At 56.2% G+C, this 18423-nt stretch carries 20 protein-coding genes, 1 tRNA gene and 1 pseudogene; 15 read left to right on the top strand and 7 right to left on the bottom strand.

The features are described from left to right. Nucleotides 1-16: 16 nt before the first annotated feature. The 4 genes from yejM to ABEH87_RS00790 all read left to right on the top strand — a co-directional run bounded on the left by yejM (nt 17) and on the right by ABEH87_RS00790 (nt 3491). A complete protein-coding gene (gene yejM / locus ABEH87_RS00805; protein WP_346573043.1) occupies nt 17-1768 on the top strand; it encodes an LPS biosynthesis-modulating metalloenzyme YejM in 1752 nt (583 codons plus the stop codon). 75 nt (nt 1769-1843) lie between these two features. Continuing rightward, nucleotides 1844-1920, top strand: a tRNA-Pro gene (locus tag ABEH87_RS00800). Between the two features lie 273 nt (nt 1921-2193). Beyond that, on the top strand, nt 2194-2568 hold the full coding sequence (locus ABEH87_RS00795) for a hypothetical protein (RefSeq protein WP_346573041.1): 375 nt from the start codon (nt 2194-2196) through the stop codon (nt 2566-2568). A 314-nt stretch (nt 2569-2882) separates the two neighbouring features. Continuing rightward, nucleotides 2883-3491, top strand: coding sequence for a DUF1963 domain-containing protein (locus ABEH87_RS00790; RefSeq protein ID WP_346573039.1), 609 nt, complete (start codon nt 2883-2885; stop codon nt 3489-3491). 175 nt (nt 3492-3666) lie between these two features. On the opposite strand, the gene ABEH87_RS00785 is transcribed toward ABEH87_RS00790, so the two are convergent. After that, nucleotides 3667-4266 (bottom strand): XRE family transcriptional regulator, encoded by a 600-nt coding sequence (locus ABEH87_RS00785; protein ID WP_346573037.1) that lies wholly within the window; start codon nt 4264-4266, stop codon nt 3667-3669. Between the two features lie 43 nt (nt 4267-4309). On the opposite strand from ABEH87_RS00785, the gene ABEH87_RS00780 reads away from it, so the two are divergent. After that, a complete protein-coding gene (locus ABEH87_RS00780; protein ID WP_346573035.1) occupies nt 4310-4999 on the top strand; it encodes a B3/4 domain-containing protein in 690 nt (229 codons plus the stop codon). Between the two features lie 11 nt (nt 5000-5010). Here ABEH87_RS00780 and arsC read toward each other — a convergent pair whose 3' ends face one another. Then, nucleotides 5011-5445: an arsenate reductase (glutaredoxin) gene (gene arsC / locus ABEH87_RS00775; RefSeq protein WP_346573033.1), complete on the bottom strand. Its 435-nt coding sequence runs from the start codon at nt 5443-5445 to the stop codon at nt 5011-5013. Between the two features lie 272 nt (nt 5446-5717). On the opposite strand from arsC, the gene ABEH87_RS00770 reads away from it, so the two are divergent. Then, entirely contained in the window at nt 5718-5924 is a 207-nt protein-coding gene (locus ABEH87_RS00770; RefSeq protein ID WP_346573031.1) for a hypothetical protein, read from the top strand. Nucleotides 5925-5999: 75 nt separating this feature from the next. Next, nucleotides 6000-6722: a 4'-phosphopantetheinyl transferase superfamily protein gene (locus tag ABEH87_RS00765; RefSeq protein ID WP_346573029.1), complete on the top strand. Its 723-nt coding sequence runs from the start codon at nt 6000-6002 to the stop codon at nt 6720-6722. A gap of 8 nt (nt 6723-6730) precedes the next feature. Here the strand turns inward: ABEH87_RS00765 and ABEH87_RS00760 are convergent, their stop codons facing one another. Further along, the gene (locus tag ABEH87_RS00760; RefSeq protein WP_346573027.1) at nt 6731-6901 is read right to left on the bottom strand and encodes a hypothetical protein; all 171 of its coding nucleotides are present in this window, start codon (nt 6899-6901) and stop codon (nt 6731-6733) included. Between the two features lie 202 nt (nt 6902-7103). Here ABEH87_RS00760 and ABEH87_RS00755 point away from each other — a divergent pair, with 202 nt between their 5' ends. From ABEH87_RS00755 to ABEH87_RS00725, 7 genes and pseudogenes are all read left to right on the top strand, one after another. Next, nucleotides 7104-8102, top strand: coding sequence for an MsnO8 family LLM class oxidoreductase (locus tag ABEH87_RS00755; RefSeq protein ID WP_346573026.1), 999 nt, complete (start codon nt 7104-7106; stop codon nt 8100-8102). 11 nt (nt 8103-8113) lie between these two features. Beyond that, entirely contained in the window at nt 8114-9244 is a 1131-nt protein-coding gene (locus ABEH87_RS00750; RefSeq protein ID WP_346574533.1) for a M20 peptidase aminoacylase family protein, read from the top strand. A 56-nt stretch (nt 9245-9300) separates the two neighbouring features. After that, a pseudogene (locus ABEH87_RS00745) lies at nt 9301-10242 on the top strand (ABC transporter substrate-binding protein); the annotation flags it as partial. 11 nt (nt 10243-10253) lie between these two features. Next, on the top strand, nt 10254-10778 hold the full coding sequence (locus ABEH87_RS00740; RefSeq protein WP_346573024.1) for a GNAT family N-acetyltransferase: 525 nt from the start codon (nt 10254-10256) through the stop codon (nt 10776-10778). Further along, nucleotides 10765-11661, top strand: coding sequence for an amino acid ABC transporter permease (locus ABEH87_RS00735; RefSeq protein ID WP_346573022.1), 897 nt, complete (start codon nt 10765-10767; stop codon nt 11659-11661). Before ABEH87_RS00740 ends, ABEH87_RS00735 begins: the two co-directional genes overlap by 14 nt. A gap of 2 nt (nt 11662-11663) precedes the next feature. Continuing rightward, the gene (locus tag ABEH87_RS00730) at nt 11664-12458 is read left to right on the top strand and encodes an amino acid ABC transporter ATP-binding protein (protein ID WP_346573020.1); all 795 of its coding nucleotides are present in this window, start codon (nt 11664-11666) and stop codon (nt 12456-12458) included. Between the two features lie 64 nt (nt 12459-12522). Further along, nucleotides 12523-12996: a hypothetical protein gene (locus ABEH87_RS00725; RefSeq protein ID WP_346573018.1), complete on the top strand. Its 474-nt coding sequence runs from the start codon at nt 12523-12525 to the stop codon at nt 12994-12996. A gap of 33 nt (nt 12997-13029) precedes the next feature. On the opposite strand, the gene ABEH87_RS00720 is transcribed toward ABEH87_RS00725, so the two are convergent. The 3 genes from ABEH87_RS00720 to apbE form a co-directional block, all read right to left on the bottom strand. Further along, on the bottom strand, nt 13030-14685 hold the full coding sequence (locus tag ABEH87_RS00720) for a multidrug ABC transporter permease/ATP-binding protein (RefSeq protein ID WP_346573016.1): 1656 nt from the start codon (nt 14683-14685) through the stop codon (nt 13030-13032). Between the two features lie 94 nt (nt 14686-14779). Further along, on the bottom strand, nt 14780-15421 hold the full coding sequence (alkB, locus tag ABEH87_RS00715; RefSeq protein ID WP_346573014.1) for a DNA oxidative demethylase AlkB: 642 nt from the start codon (nt 15419-15421) through the stop codon (nt 14780-14782). Between the two features lie 17 nt (nt 15422-15438). Beyond that, on the bottom strand, nt 15439-16488 hold the full coding sequence (gene apbE, locus ABEH87_RS00710) for an FAD:protein FMN transferase ApbE (protein WP_346573012.1): 1050 nt from the start codon (nt 16486-16488) through the stop codon (nt 15439-15441). Nucleotides 16489-16939: 451 nt separating this feature from the next. Here apbE and ABEH87_RS00705 point away from each other — a divergent pair, with 451 nt between their 5' ends. Further along, complete coding sequence (locus ABEH87_RS00705) at nt 16940-17092, top strand: hypothetical protein (RefSeq protein ID WP_346573010.1); 153 nt, start codon at nt 16940-16942, stop codon at nt 17090-17092. Nucleotides 17093-17178: 86 nt separating this feature from the next. On the opposite strand, the gene ompC is transcribed toward ABEH87_RS00705, so the two are convergent. Then, nucleotides 17179-18285, bottom strand: a complete 1107-nt coding sequence (gene ompC, locus ABEH87_RS00700; protein ID WP_346573008.1) for a porin OmpC — start codon at nt 18283-18285, stop codon at nt 17179-17181. Nucleotides 18286-18423: the final 138 nt, after the last annotated feature.

Genomic DNA, 18423 nt, shown 5'->3' with positions numbered 1-18423 from the left:
TGACCCTGATCCCGATATGGTAACAAATCAACAGCGCTACCGTGAAAAAGTCTCCCAGATGATAAGCTGGGGGCACTGGTTCGCCCTGTTTAATATCATTTTCGCTTTCATTCTGGGTAGCCGCTACCTGTTTGTCTCCGACTGGCCGGCATCGCTGGCTGGTCGTCTCTATTCGTTCAGCAGCTGGATTGGTCATTTCAGCTTTATTGTTTTCGCCGCCTATCTGCTGATTATTTTCCCGCTGACGTTCGTGGTGATGTCGCAGCGGCTGCTGCGCTTCCTCTCCGCCATCATCGCCACCGCCGGGCTGACGCTGATACTGGTGGACAGCGCCGTATTTTCCCGCTTCCACCTGCACCTGAACCCGGTGGTCTGGGAACTGGTGGTTAACCCCGACCAGAGCGAGATGGCACGTGACTGGCAGCTGATGTTTATCAGCGTACCGGCTATCTTCCTGGTTGAAATGCTGTTTGCCACCTGGAGCTGGCAGAAGCTGCGCAGCCTGAACCGCCGCAGCTTTGGCAAGCCGCTGGCCGGGCTGTTTATCACTGCCTTTTTCGCCAGCCATCTGATGTATATCTGGGCAGATGCGAATTTCTATCGCCCGATTACCATGCAGCGCTCTAACCTGCCGCTCTCCTATCCGATGACGGCACGCCGCTTTCTGGAGAAACACGGCCTGCTGGATGCACAGGAGTATCAGCGCCGTCTGGTACAGCAGGGGAATCCTGAAGCGGTCTCCGTCGCCTATCCCCTGAACGACATCAACTTTGCTGATAAAGGTACGCGCAACAACCTGCTGGTGATTACGGTGGACGGTCTGAACGAGGCGTCGATGGCAAAATCATTGCCTAATCTGACGCGTTTTGCCGAGGGCAACGTGCGCTTCAGCCAGCATTTCAGCTCAGGCACCAGCGAAGACACCGGCCTGTTTGGCCTGTTCTACGGTATTTCGCCAAGCTATATGGACGGCGTGCTGTCGTCGCGTATTCCCTCTGCCCTGATTAATGCGCTGGGGCAGCAGGGTTATCAGTTTGGCCTGTTTGCCAGCGACGGTTTCAACTCGCCGCTGTACCGGCAGGCGCTGCTGACCGACTTCTCGTTACCGGCCTCTGAAAACCAGTCGAACGCCGACACCACCAGCCAGTGGCAGCGCTGGCTGGACGGACATAAAGGCGGATCGGCACCGTGGTTCTCCTACCTGTCACTGTCAACGTCCGATAACAGCGATACTGCGGATAAGCAGAACCCGCGCCGCTACGCCCGCGCCGCCGCCAGCGTGGATCAGCAGATTCAGACGGTGCTGAATACGCTGGATCAGAAAGGGCTGCTGGAAAATACGGTGGTGGTGATTACAGCCCAGCACGGCGTGGTGCTGGAAGGTGAAGCTGACGAAGGAAATCGTCAGATGCTGCAGGTGCCGCTGGTTGTGCACTGGCCGAATACCCCGGCGCAGACGGTGAACAAGCTTACCGATCATCAGGATATTATGGCGACGCTGATGAAGCGCCTGCTGCACGTCAGTACGCCAGCGATTGATTACTCACAGGGTGAGGATCTGTTTGCCGCTCAGCGCCGCCACAACTGGGTTGCCAGCAGCACCAATCATCAACTGCTGATCACCACCCCGCAGGAGACGCTGGTGCTGGACAATAATGGCAGCTATGCCGCATGGGATTTACAGGGTCAGCCCCTGAAAAATCATAAGCCGCAGCTGGCGCTACTGTTACAGGTACTGACAGACGAAAAACGCTTTATCGCTAATTAACTGTATAAATCTAGAGCAGTCAAGACGTTAGCGGCTTGCAATCAGCGCATAGTTCAGTAAGATAGTTTTATTCGTCGGCGCGTAGCGCAGCCTGGTAGCGCATCGTCATGGGGTGGCGAGGGTCGAGAGTTCAAATCTCTCCGTGCCGACCAAAATACTCTGACAGGTCAAGGGGTTAATCGTGAGATTAGCCCCTTTACTTTATGTACATTTTTGCATATGCCCTCTCCAGCTGACCCTGACCCAAAATCCTGCTCCACTCAGAAACAGAATTCCGGCATGATAAACACTTCCCTGAACGGAGGTGGTGCCGATGAAAAAGTCACGATTCACCGAAGAGCAGATTGTCTTTGCCCTCAGGCAGGCTGCCCACTTGTCTTCGTTGCCGCCCCAGGCTTTTCATTCAACTTAACGGGTGTACTCCAATGAGCCAGCTTTACAACTACAAAAATCCGCCTGCAAGTGCAGAAGACATCGCTATGGCTATGCAGAAGTGCGATATAAAACCGGACGCATGGATAATCGGATTCTGGGCGCAGTGCGACGGCGCGATGATCGAAGACCTTGTGCTTATTCATTCCACGGTATCCATCGCTGAACGGCAACAGGCCTACGACATATCGGCGTCGTTTCCTGATCACCTGCTGATTGGTGACGACTCTGGCGGCCGCTTAGTATTAATGGAGCGCTCGGCAGAGCCTCGATTTTACCTACAGGACTCGGGAAATCCTTTCATCGACAATGCAAAGGTTTTTTCATCCCTTGATGCATTGATCAAAGCAGTTGTTGAAGAGGACTGAGCATAACCACAGGGTAGCGGGTGCCCACCTGGCGTCCTTCCCAGCGGTCATGTGCGGCCTGGATATTAATCCAGAAATCATCGATTCTTGTATCCATAAAAAACCTCCGCTTGTTGGTAGTACTCACTGGCACGAGACGCAAATACGTAAAAGTCAATACCTTGGCAGGCACGAATTTGCACCATCTTTAAAACGTGAACTAGATATCACTTCAGGGGCACTTAGGAAAAGTGGAGTTCCTAAATCTAGAGTAAAAGGATTAAGAAGAATGGCTAAAAAATTCCATAGTAGTCTTAACGGATATGGGTGAATATATGACTCTGGTTAAAGAAATTATATTATCTGATGACTTTAAAAGCTCTGGCATTGTCATAGGTGGTGACTCAGTAAAATTAAATAACTGGCCCACGAATCCTGATGGAGAGGCTTTAGTACTAATTGCAACTATAATGTGTGCAAGCCTAAAGAAGACTCACAATTGCAGGTCGATACCCCAGGAAGGCATACTGTATGTTTTTTCAACCTACAGCAGCTCTGATTATTTTCTCGACAAAGTTACTTATAGCGGCAACGCCTCCGAACTGGGATCGATATCGAGTGGTTACACTCTGGTAATCATGAAAAACTCAGAATTGGAAATTATTAGTCCAGATAATATAATTCCGAAAATCAATACAACATTTAAAGATAAAAAAGTGCAGGAGGACGATTACCCAGTATTCTCTATGCTTACGAACACTCCACCTAATGGAGTAAAGTTACCCTCAGATTTGCTGAAGGAATACGAATTTATTATGCAGCTATACTCATCAGACTTTCCGGATCCATTTAAAGATATATTTTATTTGACAGATGCTGTTGGCTGCCTTCTCTTGAAAAGAGACGGCTCAGGTGATGGGTTGTTTTTTGTGCATACGGCATAAATAAAAACATACTTTAGCAATTAAATAATCTCAGCCTAAATAGGCGCACTGTAGTACTGTTTTTTAAAAACTCATAGATGTAACAGCTATATTCGGATGCCACCTCCTCGTGCGGTGACATACCGCCCTGTTCCATGCCCTTTAGTGAAGCCAGCGATCGCAGAAGCACTGGCCATTAATGCCGCTCAGCCACCGTCATCGTGAAGACAAGCAGGCTGCTGTCAGCATTGGTGTAATGGTGAGGCCTGTCCGTTCTGGCCACCGCCGAACAGCCCTTCTGCACAATCAGCGTGGTGCTGTCCACCTGGAGAGTGAGCACGCCTTCCTCAACGTGCAGCAGTTCAAATGTCCCCGCGGGGTGGCCTGATGAGGCGAATAATTCTCCGGGATGCATCTCCCAGCGCCACAGTTCGACCATATCCGGACCGCTGTTACCCGCCAGTAAACGCGCGGTGCCGCCCTGCTCCCCTGTCCAGAGAACGGGAATATCCTTCTGCGCGACAAGATGCACCACGGGTTTACCCGCCACATCGACAATATCCGCAACTGAGACCCCCATCGCCGCAGAGATCTTACACAGGATGGCAATACTGGGATTCGCCGCGCCTTTTTCGATCTCAACCAGCATGCCTTTGCTGACGCTGGCCCGGCGTGACAGTTCATCGAGGGTGAGCTTCTGCTGTCTGCGGAAATCTTTTATTCTCGCGGCAAGCGCGAGGCTGACAAAGTTCACATCAGCACCCGTTTCAGTCAGTATATTGACTTTATGCGTCATCAGTCATTACCATGGAATAAAATAGTCATTAAAGGATTATCTGATGCTTACCGTTTGTCCGTCAATCCATCCCGCTATCACCGCCCTTGCCCCTGGGTTCAGGGCGCTGAGCATTGTGGTTGAAGCCGCCCCGCTCAGGCATGCTGAAGTGGGGGCTGAAGCGTTAAAGGCCGCCTGTGAAGGTATCTCCGCAGACTCCCCCGCGTGGGCTGAGGCGCATCTCGCCGCATGGGGCGAGGTGTTCAAAGCCTTTGGCGCCAAACCCAAGCGCACACCCTGTTCAGCAGAAGCGTTACGCAAACGCGTGCTGCGCGACGGCGCGCTGTCGGCTATCGATCCGGTGGTAGACCTGTATAACGCGGTCAGCATTAAGTATGCGATCCCGGTTGGCGGTGAAAACATCGCTGCCTACATTGGTACGCCACGGCTGATGGTGGCCGACGGTTCTGAATCGTTTGACACAATAAAAGAGGGGGAAGTGGTACTGGAAACCGTGGACGCCGGGGAAGCGATCTGGCGCGACGATAAAGGAGTCACCTGCCGCCGCTGGAACTGGCGCCAGGGGGTCAGAACCCGTTTAGATTCCAGCGCCCGTCAGATGTGGTTTATCCTGGAAAGCCTGCCCGCCATGCCGCTGGACGCCTTACACGCTGCCGGTGACGAGCTGATTGACGGCCTGCAACGGATGATGCCGGGTGCGAAGATTGAAAAACAGCTGCTGAACGCCCTCTGACGTCAGGGCAGTCAGGACGGGTTACCTGCCCTGCTGCCATCCTTCCCCGTCACCCGCTCACCGTCTTCCTTAATAAACTCTGCCTGCTGGGGATCGGGAAGAATATCAAGCACTCTCTCTGACGGGCGGCACAGCCGGGTGCCCAGCGGCGTCACGACAACAGGACGATTGATAAGGATCGGATGCATCAGCATAGCCTCTGTCAGCGCTTCATCGCTGAAAACGTCCTGCGCCAGTCCCAGGGTCTCATAGGGTTCAACGTTAGTGCGCAATAAATCACGCGCGCTTATTCCCATCGCGGCAATCAGCGCTTTCAGTTCTTCCCGGTCGGGCGGCGTTTCCAGGTAAAGAATAATTGTGGGTTCGACGCCGCTGTTACGTATCAGTGCCAGCGCGTTGCGTGAAGTGCCACAGGCGGGATTATGGTAAAGAGTGATATTCGTCATGGTCGCTCGCAGGTGAGTGTCACGGGCAGGTACAGGAACGACAGTTCGCCTCCAGTATCTGCGGGTAAAAATCGGTTATATATGATAATACGAATAAGTTATTACCCACCGCATGACGTAGCGACAATATGGTCGAGTGCGCTACGCACCTCGTCATGCCGCCGTAAAACGTGGCGAAAGTCTCAATCTTCGTCTCTGCAACAAAAGTGTCACAGTAATATCATACGCTGTCGCTACACTTTCACCGCACTGTCCAGACAGAGATAACTCAAATGGCAATTATCAAAGCAAAGAACTTTAAAGACGCGGAAGAACTGCTCCATTCCGGTATCAATAAAGTGGAACTGGCTTATGACATCGGCAGCGACGATTTTTTCCGTCTTGCCAGCCAGTGGTGTGAGCGCGGAGCGAAAATCTCCAAAGGTCACGATCACTTCGTGGTCTCACTGAAAAGCTTCGCCATCCCACCGAATCATTAATCAAAAGCGTTTATTTTGATATCCGGCCACTAACCTGTTTAAAATAATTCATCTTATTTGCACAGGTTAGTGGCTATGTCTGCGCTGAACATTCCGTCCTGCCCCCCCTTTATTTCGCACTGCTCCCTGCAACCGCTGGCAGAAGCGCCGGATATCCATCTGATGAATGCGCGCTACGATGCGGCTCATTTCACGGAGTCGCTGTTCGCTGACCTGAATATCCCTGCCCCTGCCCATTTGCTGCGCGCGGTCAAAAAGCGCCGTGCGGAATATCTGGCCAGCCGCTACTGCCTGCAACAGACGCTGGCAACCTGGGGGATAACGGGATTTTTACTGAGCAACGGCCCGGACCGCGCCCCTGTCTGGCCGCAGGGAATTATCGGGTCGCTGTCGCATACGCATCAGCAGGTGTGCGCACTGCTGACACGGCGTCAGGACCTGGTGCTGGGGGTTGACTGTGAAAAGATGATGACGGCAGAGGTCGCCCGTGATACCCACAAAATGCTGGTCAGCCCCGCAGAAAAACAGCGGCTGGAGCAGTGTGGGCTGCCGTTCACCACGGCGCTGACGGTGGCTTTTTCGCTCAAGGAGAGTCTGTATAAGGCGCTTTACCCGCAGGTGAAGCAGTTTATGGATTTCAGCGGCGCGGAAATTATGGCGTTCAGTGCGGATTTAAACCACATCAGTCTGCGTCTGACACAGACATTCTCCGCAAGGCTGGTCGCGGGAAGCCTGTTTTCAGGAAGAGTGCTGCTGCAACCCGATCGGGTCATTACCTGGGTAACCGGGCCACAGTAGCCTGAAAATTAACGGGATTCGTCCGGGTAGTGCTGCTGCACGGGCGGCAAATCGTGTAAAGCCACGCCATACAGCTCGACCATCGGTATCATTGCCTCGATCACCCGACAGCTGTCGAGCGTTGCCATGCCAGAGGGTGCCTGAAAGAATCGCGTGAAGTGCAGCCAGAGACCATTCATCGTGTTATTCCTCTGTTAAGTGAATCACTATTAAACCTGAATTGCCCCACCAGACAAAATACCCATTTTGCACAGCCTTTGCCGTTTCGCGGCATTACTTCGCTATCCCATTTCACGACTGATTTAAGCCAGATTTGTTGTTTTACAGCAGCGGGCCTGCCTCCAATAATCGCCGGTAACCGATACCGTTCAAGGATGCATTATGGCTTACCGACTGAGCTTACTGGATAAAAGCCCGCTGGCTGAGGGCGAAACCGCTGCGGCAGCGCTGGCCCGCACCCTGACCCTGGCACAGCGGGCGGAAGAGCTGGGATATCACCGTATCTGGCTGGCAGAGCACCACAACACCCCCGCACTGGCCAGCCCGTCGCCGGAAGTGCTGATCGCCTGGATTCTGGCGCATACCCGCCGCATCCGCGTCGGTTCGGGTGGCGTGATGTTGCAGCACTACAGCCCATATAAAGTGGCGGAAAACTTTAACCTGCTGGCCTCGCTGGCCCCGGATCGCGTCGATCTCGGCGTGGGTAAAGCACCGGGCGGCCTGCCGCTGTCCACCAGAGCCTTACAGCAGGGCATCAATCAGCTGGAGAAAGGCGATTTTGCCAGCCAGCTTCGTGCGCTGGATCAGTGGCTGACGGGCTCCCCTGCCGCCGACGGCGCAGATCAGCTGCTCGCCACCCCGCTGCCGCCACGTCCGGCAGCGCGCTTTCTGCTGGGGGCCAGCGAAGCCAGCGCGAAGCTGGCCGCCGGGCTTAACTGGCAGTTCGTTTTTGCCGCTCACCTGAACGGTGACAGGCAGGAGCTGGAGCGTGCGCTGACGGCCTATCGTCACGACAGCAACGGGCAGTCTGCCCTGCTGGCAGTCCAGGCGATTGTGGCGGATACCCCTGCCGAAGCCGACCGGCTGGCCGCTGATTTGCAGCAATTCCGCGTGCACGTGGACAACGGCCAGAGCGTAACGGTGGGTAATCTGGCACAGGCCGAAGCCTTTATTCGTCAGTCCGGTGCCGTGCAGCACCGCATTGAACCGCGTGAATCTTCCGTACTGAAAGGGACAGCGGCACAGGTTCATGCCGGGCTGGAAGCCCTGCATCAGCGCTACGGCGTGGAAGAATTCATCATTGATACGCCGATAAGTGCAGGCGTTCCGCGCCTGAAATCCCTGCAACTGCTGGCCAGCCATCAGCTGGTCGCCGCATAAGGAGCCGAATGATGAACGCATCTCTTGCCCAACAGCTGGTGGCATGGCGACGTGAACTGCACCAGTACCCGGAACTTTCTAATGAGGAGTTCGCCACCACGGAGCGTATCACCGGCTGGCTGAACGAGGCCGGTATCCGGCTGTTACCCTTCGAACTGAAAACCGGCGTAGTGGCGGAGATCGGCCAGGGCGACACGCTGATTGCCCTGCGCGCCGATATTGATGCCCTGCCGATTGACGAGATCGCTCCGGTCACGTTCCGTTCACAGCAGCAGGGCGTGATGCACGCCTGCGGTCACGACGTCCACACCTCGGTGATGCTGGGCGCCGCCAGGTTGCTGAAAGCACGCGAAAAAAGCCTGCCTGGCCGCGTCCGCCTGCTGTTCCAGCCTGCTGAAGAGCGTTTTGGTGGCGCGAAAACGCTGATTGCAGCGGGCGCGCTGCAGGAGGTGGCGGCGATCTTTGGTATGCACAATGCCCCCGAGCTGCCGGTGGGCACTTTTGCCACGCGCGGCGGTCCGTTCTATGCCAACGTCGATCGCTTTGACATTGAGGTACAGGGTAAAGGCGCACACGCCGCCCGTCCGCAGGAAGGCGTGGATGCGATTGTGATTGCCAGCCAGATCGTCAGCGCCCTCCAGACGCTGGTCAGCCGCAGCTACAGCCCGCTGGAGTCAGTGGTGGTAAGCGTGACGCGTATTGAAGGCGGCAACACCTGGAACGTGTTACCGCAGAAGGTGGTGCTGGAAGGCACGGTGCGCACCCATAACGCTGACATTCGCAGCGAGCTGCCGCAGCGTCTGCGTCAGCTTATCGCCGGTATTGCCAGCGGCTTCGGCGCTCGCGCCGAACTGAACTGGCACCCCGGTCCCCCCGCGCTGATCAACACCGAACGCTGGGCGGAGTTCAGCAAGCAGGTAGCCGCCCGTCAGGGTTACGACGTGCAGCACGCCGAACTGCAAATGGGCGGCGAAGATTTTGCATTCTATCTGCACGACACCCCAGGCACCTTCGTCAGCATTGGCAGCAACAGTGAATTTGGTCTGCATCATCCCGGTTTTAACCCCGATGAAGCCCTGCTCTATCCCGCCGCAGAGTATTTCAGCCAGCTGGCTGAAGCGGCACTGAACGACATCGCTTAACGGGCAGTGACCTGCCTTTTTCATCTGCAGCTTGATCATAATAAGAGTGCGTCATCATGAAAAAAACATCCGTATTACTGGGGCTGCTCAGTGCCTCTCTGTGGCTTGGCAGCACGGCAAAGGCAGAAACCGTCAAGATTAATGGTACCGGCATCAGCGTGGAGGCTAACGCCGCACCGGTTCACGCCCCGCTGAATCCGCAGGCGGTGGCGCTGCTGCCGAAAGACCTCAAGCTGGCGGTGCCGGGTAAATTCACCGTGGCAGTCGCCGCGCTGAATTCGCCACCGCTGACGCTGTTTTCTGATGACAATAAAACGCTACAGGGCAGCGAAGTGGATATCGCGCGCCTGGTGGCTGACAGTCTCGGACTGGAGCTGAACGTGGTGCCCACCTCGTGGGAAGACTGGCCGCTGGGCGTCAGCTCCGGCAAATATGACGCCGCTATCACCAACGTCACCGTGACCAAAGCACGTAAAGAGAAGTTTGATTTCGCCACCTACCGCAAAGACTCCCTCGGTTTCTACGTAAAATCTGACAGCAAAATCACCTCACTGACTAAAGCGGAAGACATTGCCGGACTGCGGATTATTGTCGGTTCCGGGACCAACCAGGAAGCGATCCTGCTGGCGTGGGATGAAGAAAACCAGAAGAAAGGGCTGAAACCTTTTATCCCTAACTACGTAAAAGATGACGCCGCGCAGACGCTGGCCCTGCAGTCCGGACGCGCCGATGCTTATTTCGGTCCGAACGTGATTGGCGCATGGAAAGCCGCGCTGACCGGTAAAACCAGACTGGTCGGCAGCGTGGACGGCGGCTGGCCAAAAGCGGCGCATATTGCGGTGACGCTGAAGAAAGGTAACGGGCTGGTGACGGCGGTTAACGCCGCGCTGAATGGCGTGATTAAAGGCGGCGAGTACGACAAAGTGCTCAACCGCTGGGGCGAAGGCGTTGAGCGCCTCGATCGTTCTGAAATCAACCCTGAAGGCCTGGGCGACTAAAGGAGGTCAGCATGAGCCATGAACATTTCCGCCAGCTATCGCCGGAGGCACCGGAGCTGGAGCCGATTATCGACGGGTTGTTTGGTGAGTACAGCGCACGCTACGGCGACTTCTTCGCGCGGGATGCTGAAGTCGAGCTGACCGAATGGTATCTGCCACCACGGGGTATGTTTGTGGTGCTGGAGCGCGACGGGGAAATTATCGCGATGGGTGCCTGGAAAGCATTCGACGCCGACACCGCCGAACTGAAACGCATCTGGACGCGCAGCGACCTGCGTCGTCAGGGGCTGGCGCTGAAGGTGCTGGTCGAGCTGGAACGCCGCGCGCTGCTGGCCGGCTATCGCCAGGTGTACCTGACGACCGGTTTCCGCCAGCCGGAAGCGGTACGCCTCTATCTGTCGCACGGCTATCAGCCGCAGTTTGATACGCAGCGTGACCCGGAGGAGTACAGCCTGCCCCCTTACGACGGTCGCCTGCGCTTTACCAAAACGCTGCATCACGATGCTGACGCAGGAGCCGCCCATGAAATCCGCTGAAACCCTGCGCGTGGTACCCGCCCGCTATCCGCTGCGGCTGGTCGGGGCGGTGATTGCGCTGTTTATTCTTGCCGTAGTGATCCAGTCGGTGGCGTTCAACCCGCGCTGGGAGTGGTCGGTGTTTGCTCAGTGGTTCTTCGCCCCGGCCATTCTCAGCGGTCTGGGCCAGACGCTGCTGCTGACGCTGATCGCCAGCCTGCTGAGCATTCTGCTGGGCGTAGGGCTGGCGCTGGCCCGTCTCTCTCCGTCCTGGCTGCTGTCCGGGCTGGCATTCGGCTATATCTGGCTGTTCCGATCGCTGCCGCTGATCGTGGTGCTGATTATTCTCTACAACTTCTCTTATCTTTACGACACGCTTTCTCTCGGCATTCCATTTACCCCGCTGACGCTGGTTGAGTATAAAACCATTGATGTACTCGGGCAGTTCAGCACAGCCGTGATCGGGCTGACGCTGGTGCAGGCCGCCTATACGGCAGAAATTATTCGCGGCGGTATTTTAGGGGTCGATCAGGGGCAGTTTGAAGCGGCTGCCGCGCTTGGGCTGCCGTCATCGCGCCGTACTCTGCGCATTATTCTGCCGCAGGCGCTGCGATCGATTATTCCGACCGGTTTCAACGAAATCATCAGCCTCGCCAAAGGGACCGCTATGGTTTACGTGCTGGCGATGCCGGAGCTGTTTTATACCATTCAGATGGTTTACAACCGCACGCAGCAGGTGATCCCGCTGCTGATGGTGGCGGCGGTCTGGTATCTGCTGATCACCACCGTACTGTCGGTATTCCAGCACTACGTCGAACGCTGGCTGGCACGCGGTGCCACACGTGAACCTGTTCGCTTGCCGTCACAAAGGCTGCGCGCAGCCATCACGCCCGTCAGGAGCTAATCATGTCTGAAGCTATCGATCTGCACAGCGATATCACCCCCGGTCATATTTCGATTGCCGGAGTCAGCAAAAGCTATGGCCGTTTTAAGGCGCTGGACAACGTCTCGCTGGAGCTGGCTCCGGGTTCGGTAACGGTGATCCTCGGCCCGTCCGGTTCAGGGAAATCGACGCTGCTGCGCGCCATTAACCATCTGGAACGCGTCGATGAAGGATTTATCCGCATTGATGGCGACTACATTGGCTACCAGCGCAAGGGCAATAAGCTGTATGAGCTGAAGGAGAAAGCGATCCTCAGGCAGCGCATCGGCGTGGGCTATGTCTTTCAGAATTTCAATCTGTTCCCTCACCTCACGGTGCTGGAAAATATTATCGAAGCCCCGCTGGCCCACAAGCAGTTTTCACGTGCGGTGGCCGAAACGCGCGCCCTGCAGCTGCTGGATACCGTTGGCCTGCGCCATAAAGCCAATGCCTGGCCACGCCATCTTTCCGGCGGCCAGCAGCAGCGCGTGGCGATCGCCAGAGCGCTGGCGCTGAACCCGAAGGTGATTCTGTTTGATGAGCCCACGTCGGCGCTTGACCCGGAGCTGGTCGGAGAGGTGCTGGACACTATTAAGCAGCTGGCACGTTCCGGAACAACGCTGGTGGTGGTGACGCACGAAATCGGATTCGCCCGTGAGGTAGCGGATAATGTGGTGTTTATGGTTGAGGGTAAGATCGTGGAACAGGGCAGCGCCAGGCAGGTGCTGAACCAGCCGCAGCATCCGAGGACCCGGCGTTTTCTGGCGAAGGTGCTGTAAGGCGGACGCCGGTTCCACCCCGGTGGCAATAGCCGTATCCCGATTTTGTAGGGGATCATCACGTTTGCCGGAAACCTTCGGCACGGGGCGATCGGAAAAGAAGGTCTTCATTACGTTTGCCGGAAATCTTCGACACGGGGCGACCGGAAAAAATGGTCGCCCCCTACGACGGGGACATCAACATCGGTACGCGGCGATCGGAAAAATGGTCTTCATCACGTTTGCCGGAAACCTTCGGCACGGGGCGACCGGAAAAAATGGTCGCCCCCTACGACGGGGACATCAACATCGGTACGCGGCGATCGGAAAAATGGTCGCCCCGACGACGGGGACATCAACATCGGCACCGGGCGACCGGAAAAATGGTATTCATCACGTTTGCCGGAAACCTTCGGCACGGGGCGACCGGAAAAAATGGTCTTCATCACGTTTGCCGGAAATCTTCGGCACGGGGCGACCGGAAAAGAAGGTCGCCCCCTACGACGGGGACATCAACATCGGCACGCGGCGACCGGAAAAATGGTCGCCCCTACGGTAACAATATCAGGTAGGGGTTGACCTTCTTTTTCGGTCAACCCGCTGCGGTATCGGTGCGTTTTACTGCGTCGAGCGTGGCGGCTTCGCGCTCGATACCCGTCAGCTCTGTCAGCGTCCCGTCGCGCATCTCCAGCAGGCGGTCAGCATGCAGGAAATAGTGGTCGTCATGGCTGATGGCAAACACTGTTTTCCCCAGTGACTGTAACCACGGCAGCAGCTCGCGGTAGAAGATACGGCGGAAGTGCGGATCCTGGTCGGCCGCCCACTCGTCCAGCAGCAGAATGTCGCGCTGCTCCGCCGTCGCCAGCAGCAGCGCCAGACGCTTGGTCTGCCCTTTCGACAGCTTCAGGTTCAGCACGCGGTTGCCTTCCAGCTTGATTTTATCCTGCATTTTCAGGCGTTCCAGCCAGCTTTGCACCAGCGCCGGATCGACAGCCTGCCCCTGGTCGTCAATCAGGCGGTCAAACAGGTGTACATCAGTAAACACCGCAGAGAACAGGCGACGGTAGCTGTCCATTGACGTCGCCTCCACCACCTTCCCGTCCAGCAGGATCTCACCGGAGACCGGCTGATACAGCCCGGTCAGCAGCATCGCCAGCGTGGATTTTCCACTGCCGTTACCGCCAATCAGGAACACCAGCTCGCCGCGCTTCAGCGTCATATTTACCGGACCGACCCTGAAACCGTTATCCCCGTAGTGAAACATCAGATTGTGCAGTTCCAGCGTCTGCCAGTTTTTCGCCGCCGGGAGCTGCGGGAATTCTGCCTGATAAGGCGTCAGATCAAAGGTATTCAGCTTGTCGAAAGCGACCTGAGCCGTCAGTAGCGTAGGGAGTGCGCCCACCGCCGACAGCATCGGCGTGCGCAGGAACAGCAGGGTCAGTGAATAGGTCGCTGCCACCGCGGTATTCGCCCAGCCGAGGCTGTTCGCCAGCCAGAACGCCAGCCCGATGGCCCCCAGCATCATGATATTCGACCAGTTTACGGCGCTGAGGTGGTAGGTATCGGCGCGCACAATATGGTGGCGGTAGGTCCTGGCGTCTTCGCTGTAGACATTTTCAAAGATCTGCTGCGCACGCTGACGGTTCAGCGCCAGCTCTTTGCGCCCTTCGATAATAATCTGGAAGTCGTGGTACAGACGGTCTTCCGTCTCACGCAGCACCGCCATATGCTGGTAAACCCGCGCCACCAGCAGCCAGCCGCCGATGATGGTGACTGCCACCCAGACCGAGGTGACCACCATCATTTTCGGTGACAGCCAGGCAAGATAAGCCGCTGAACCCAGGGTCAGGATAATCCCCTGGATCAGTTCCGGCAGGCGCACAAAGGCAATGGTGATATTGCGCACGTCGCTGGTCAGGCTGGCCAGCAGCTGGGCATTGCCAATCTGCTCAATGCGCTCGACCCGCGTATCGAGAATTCGTTTGATAAACTCGCCGCGCAGACGATAAACAAAATGGTGGCCCAGCAGGGTCAGCGCCAGCTGCGAGCCAAGGGTGACGGCCATTAACAGCAGCAGCAGCCCGAGGAACTGCGGTAATACCATCACCGAGGAATTAAGGGTAACGATCAGTTCGCGGTTGATAAAGGCAATCAGGCCAATCCCCAGCGCGGCGCTGAGCAGGCTGAGCAAGATGACCAGAATAAAAGGCCAGCGATACTGCTTGTAGACAACGTGAAGCAACTCCATGAAAACATCCCGGCAGGTAAAAAGCAGCTTGCAGTTTAATGAGAAGCAAGACGAGATCAATACTAATTCTCATTCTGGACAGAGGGGTCCCGGACTAGCGTGCGCGGCGGAACGTCAGATTAAAGCGGAAGGGCCCGGTCAGCGGGTGAATACCCGGCTTCAGCGGCAGAATACCGTGATAGCGCAGCCGGGACGGCCCTCCCCAGACCACCACATCCCCCTGCTCCAGCAGGACGCGCTGACAGGCGTCAGCACGGTCGAAGCCGCCGAATAAAAACACCGCAGGCAACCCCAGCGACACCGACACAATCGGCTGACGCAGGTCACGTTCGTCTTTGTCCTGATGCAGCGTCAGCTTAGCGCCGGGTTCATAGCGGTTGATCAGGCAGGCGTCAGGATTGAAACCGCGAAAACCGGCTTCGGCGGCGCAGGCTACCGCCAGCTCGCGAAACGTCTCAGGCATGGCCGGCCAGCGCTGACCGCTGGCCTGATCCTGTTCGCTATACTGGTAACCGCGTGAGTCAGTGGACCAGCCGAGGTCGCCACAGTTGGTCATCGCCACCGACATACGGTGCCCGCCCGGAGTGATGCGGTGTTCAAAAGGATTCAGCGCGGCAATCTGCCCGACCTGCGCCATCAGATCGCCGGCGCTGTCGCGGGCGCGGCGGCGCAGGATCACCGCCCCTTCGGTGAGAGGCTCCTGCCAGGGGGCATCGTCAGCAAACAGATCGAGCATCGCGACTCCTCAGGTTATCAGTGTGCGGAAGAGGGCTGAATAAATGCGGCAAACTGCGGCGACATCCAGCTGGTGAAATGGTCATCCTGCTTGAAAATCAGATAGACCGCCAGCTTATCGCGCAGCGCCAGCGCTTTGGCTTTCTCAGCCCCCAGTACCATCAGACCGGTGTCCCAGCCATCCGCCTCCAGCGCGGTCGTGGCGATCACCGTCGCCGACACCAGCTTGTGCTGGATCGGCCGGCCAGTCGCCGGGTCAATCACGTGTGAGATACGCTTACCGTCCAGTTCATAATAGTTGCGGTAGCTGCCGGAGGTGCTGATACCGTGCCCCTGCAGGTCAACTATCGCCTGCACCGCATTTTCCTGGTCGGTGGGTTTCTGGATCGCCACCTGCCATGGATTGCCCTGCGCATTATTACCGCGCGTCAGCACCGCGCCGCCCACTGACACCAGATAGTGGTTAATCCCCTCCTGTTCCATCAGGCGCGCCAGATGATCGGTCGCAAAACCTTCGCCAACGGTGGAGAGGTCTACATACAGTCCCGGCAGATCTTTTTGCAGCCACGACCCATCAGCGCGCTCAATCACCTGTAAATGGGACAGTCCGGTCAGCGCGCGCGCCGCATCAATCTGCTGCTGTGTCGGCGTTTTTACCGGCTGTTTATCCGGGCCGAAGCCCCACAGGTTCACCAGCGGTCCGACGGTGATATCCATTGCGCCGGCAGTCTGCTGACCGATGCGCAGTGACAGCGTGACAATGTCCGCCATATTGTTGCTGACCGGCTGTGGCGCCGTGCCGCGATACTGGTTAAAACGTGACAACACAGAGTCACTTTTCCAGGTGGAGAGTTCGTGGTCGTCATTATCCAGCTGCTGTTGTATGGCTTTTTGCAGGGCTTCCCGGCGTTCTGGTGCCACGCCAGCCAGGCTGACCCTCCAGAATGTTCCCATTGTGCGCCCTTCCAGCACCATCCCTTCAGATCCCGCTGAGGGCTGAGGATCGTCACAGGCTGCCAGCAAGCAAACCACCATTAAACCTAAAAAATACCGCCATTTACTCTTCATTTGTGCCTGTTATCTTGATTATAAACTGGTCCGAACCGGCCCTTGCCGCAGAGAAAACTCAGATTCGACGCCTTGATCTTACCGTCATAGCTCACCAGGATGGTGGCTGTACAGGGCACTTTCGGCGCTCATCATTCACTATTAAAGGAGAGCCATAATGATCTATTACGCGCTTCTCATGGTTTCAATTGCACTAATTATCTTTGCAGGCTTTAAGCATTACAAGCAGACGAACACCCGACAGCTACCAAGACCACGCCACCGCTAACGGCAGCTTTCCCTCCCCCGGTCTCACCGTGGGGAGGCCTTCTGGCACCCTGATGGTGCAACCGCTCTTCCGGCTGACCCGCACACCCTGCCACATCGCCCCTGAATCGCCATACAACAGCCGCAAGTGACCTGGCACGTTTTCTGCAACAGCAATCTTACTGTTCACTCCGGGGAATAACCAATGCGCAATAAACACTCAGTTAAAGAGAACCAGGCACGCCGCCGTCTGCTGCGCTTTTCACTGTTTACACTTGGTGGGATGGGGCTGGAAGGCAGTTACCTGCCAATGAAAGAAAAGAACAGCGAGGAGAAGCCGGGCGTGATTGCGGCTTAAATCTGTTGGAAAAAGGACCGATCGAAACAGACGATCGATCCTATCGTAGGGGCTGACCTTCTTTCTGTAGGGGCTGACCCTTTTTATCAGAACTGGTAAACCAGGCCTACACCCACCACGTCGTCAGTATTGATACCGGCAGCGCGGGTGAAGTCGTTGTCATCCAGCAGGTTGATCTGATAATCCACGTAGGTGGACATGTTTTTGTTGAAGAAGTAAGTCGCGCCCACATCCACGTACTGTTTCAGGTTCTGGGTGCCCCAGTTCTGAATGTCAGTCCCGCGTGACGTCACGTATGCCAGAGATGGACGCAGGCCAAAGTCGAACTGATACTGTGCCACCAGCTCCCAGTTCTCTGCTTTATCCGCAAAGCCATAGGCCGCCGGGTTGTCCGTGCTGCCAAAGCGCGTCGCGTTGTACGATTTGGTGTACATTGCCGCCAGGTAAACATTGTTGGCGTCATATTTCAGACCACCGGAGTACGCTTCTGCTTTGTCGCCATTGCCCAGCAGCGCATTGCTGTTCTGGGTGTTGGTACGATCGGAAGAGAACATCGCGGCACCGGCGCTGAAGCCTTCACCGATGTCATAGGTCGCAGACAGACCATAGCCGTCACCGTTCTGCGCGGTTGCGCTGCGGTTGCCGGCCACTTCGGCATCGCTGTCATTTTTACCCTGGTACTGAATGGCAAAGTTCAGACCGTCAACCAGACCAAAGAAGTTATTGTTACGGTAGGTGGCGACACCGGTGGCGCGCTGGAACATGAAGTTGTCAGCACCGTATGTATCACCACCGAACTCTGGCAGGACGTCGGTCCACGCGCCGATGTCGTACAGCACGCCGTAGTTACGACCATAATCGAGAGAGCCTGCATCGCCAAACTTCAGACCTGCAAAGCCAACGCGGGTATAGCTGTCCGCAGTCCCCTGGCTTTCAGCGGTGTTCAGCGCAGCCTGATATTCCCACTGACCGTAACCCACCAGCTGGTCGGAAATCTGAGTTTCGCCTTTGAAACCAAAGCGCAGGTAAGACTGGTCACCGTCTGAACCGGCATCGTCAGAGAAGTAGTGCAGGCCGTCAACTTTACCGAAAAGATCCAGCTTGTTGCCGTCTTTATTATAGATTTCGGCCGCACCGGCACTACCGGCAACCAGCAGCGCTGGAACCATCAGGGAAAGAACGCGAAGCTTCATTTTAATACCCTCTCGATTATAAGTTTTATTTTGCCACTGCGTGCTAAGTGTGGAAATTAAGCACTTAGTGTCATCTTAAGCCGGGGAGAGTAATTATCTATCAAGAAAATGATACTAAATTTCGGAAAATGTTTCATT

It is taken from the genome of Erwinia sp. Eh17-17 (assembly GCF_039675725.1).
Taxonomy (GTDB): Bacteria; Pseudomonadota; Gammaproteobacteria; order Enterobacterales; family Enterobacteriaceae; genus Erwinia.
The sequence above is the reverse complement of the archived record's forward strand: the minus strand, read 5'-3'. Positions and strand labels throughout refer to the sequence as shown.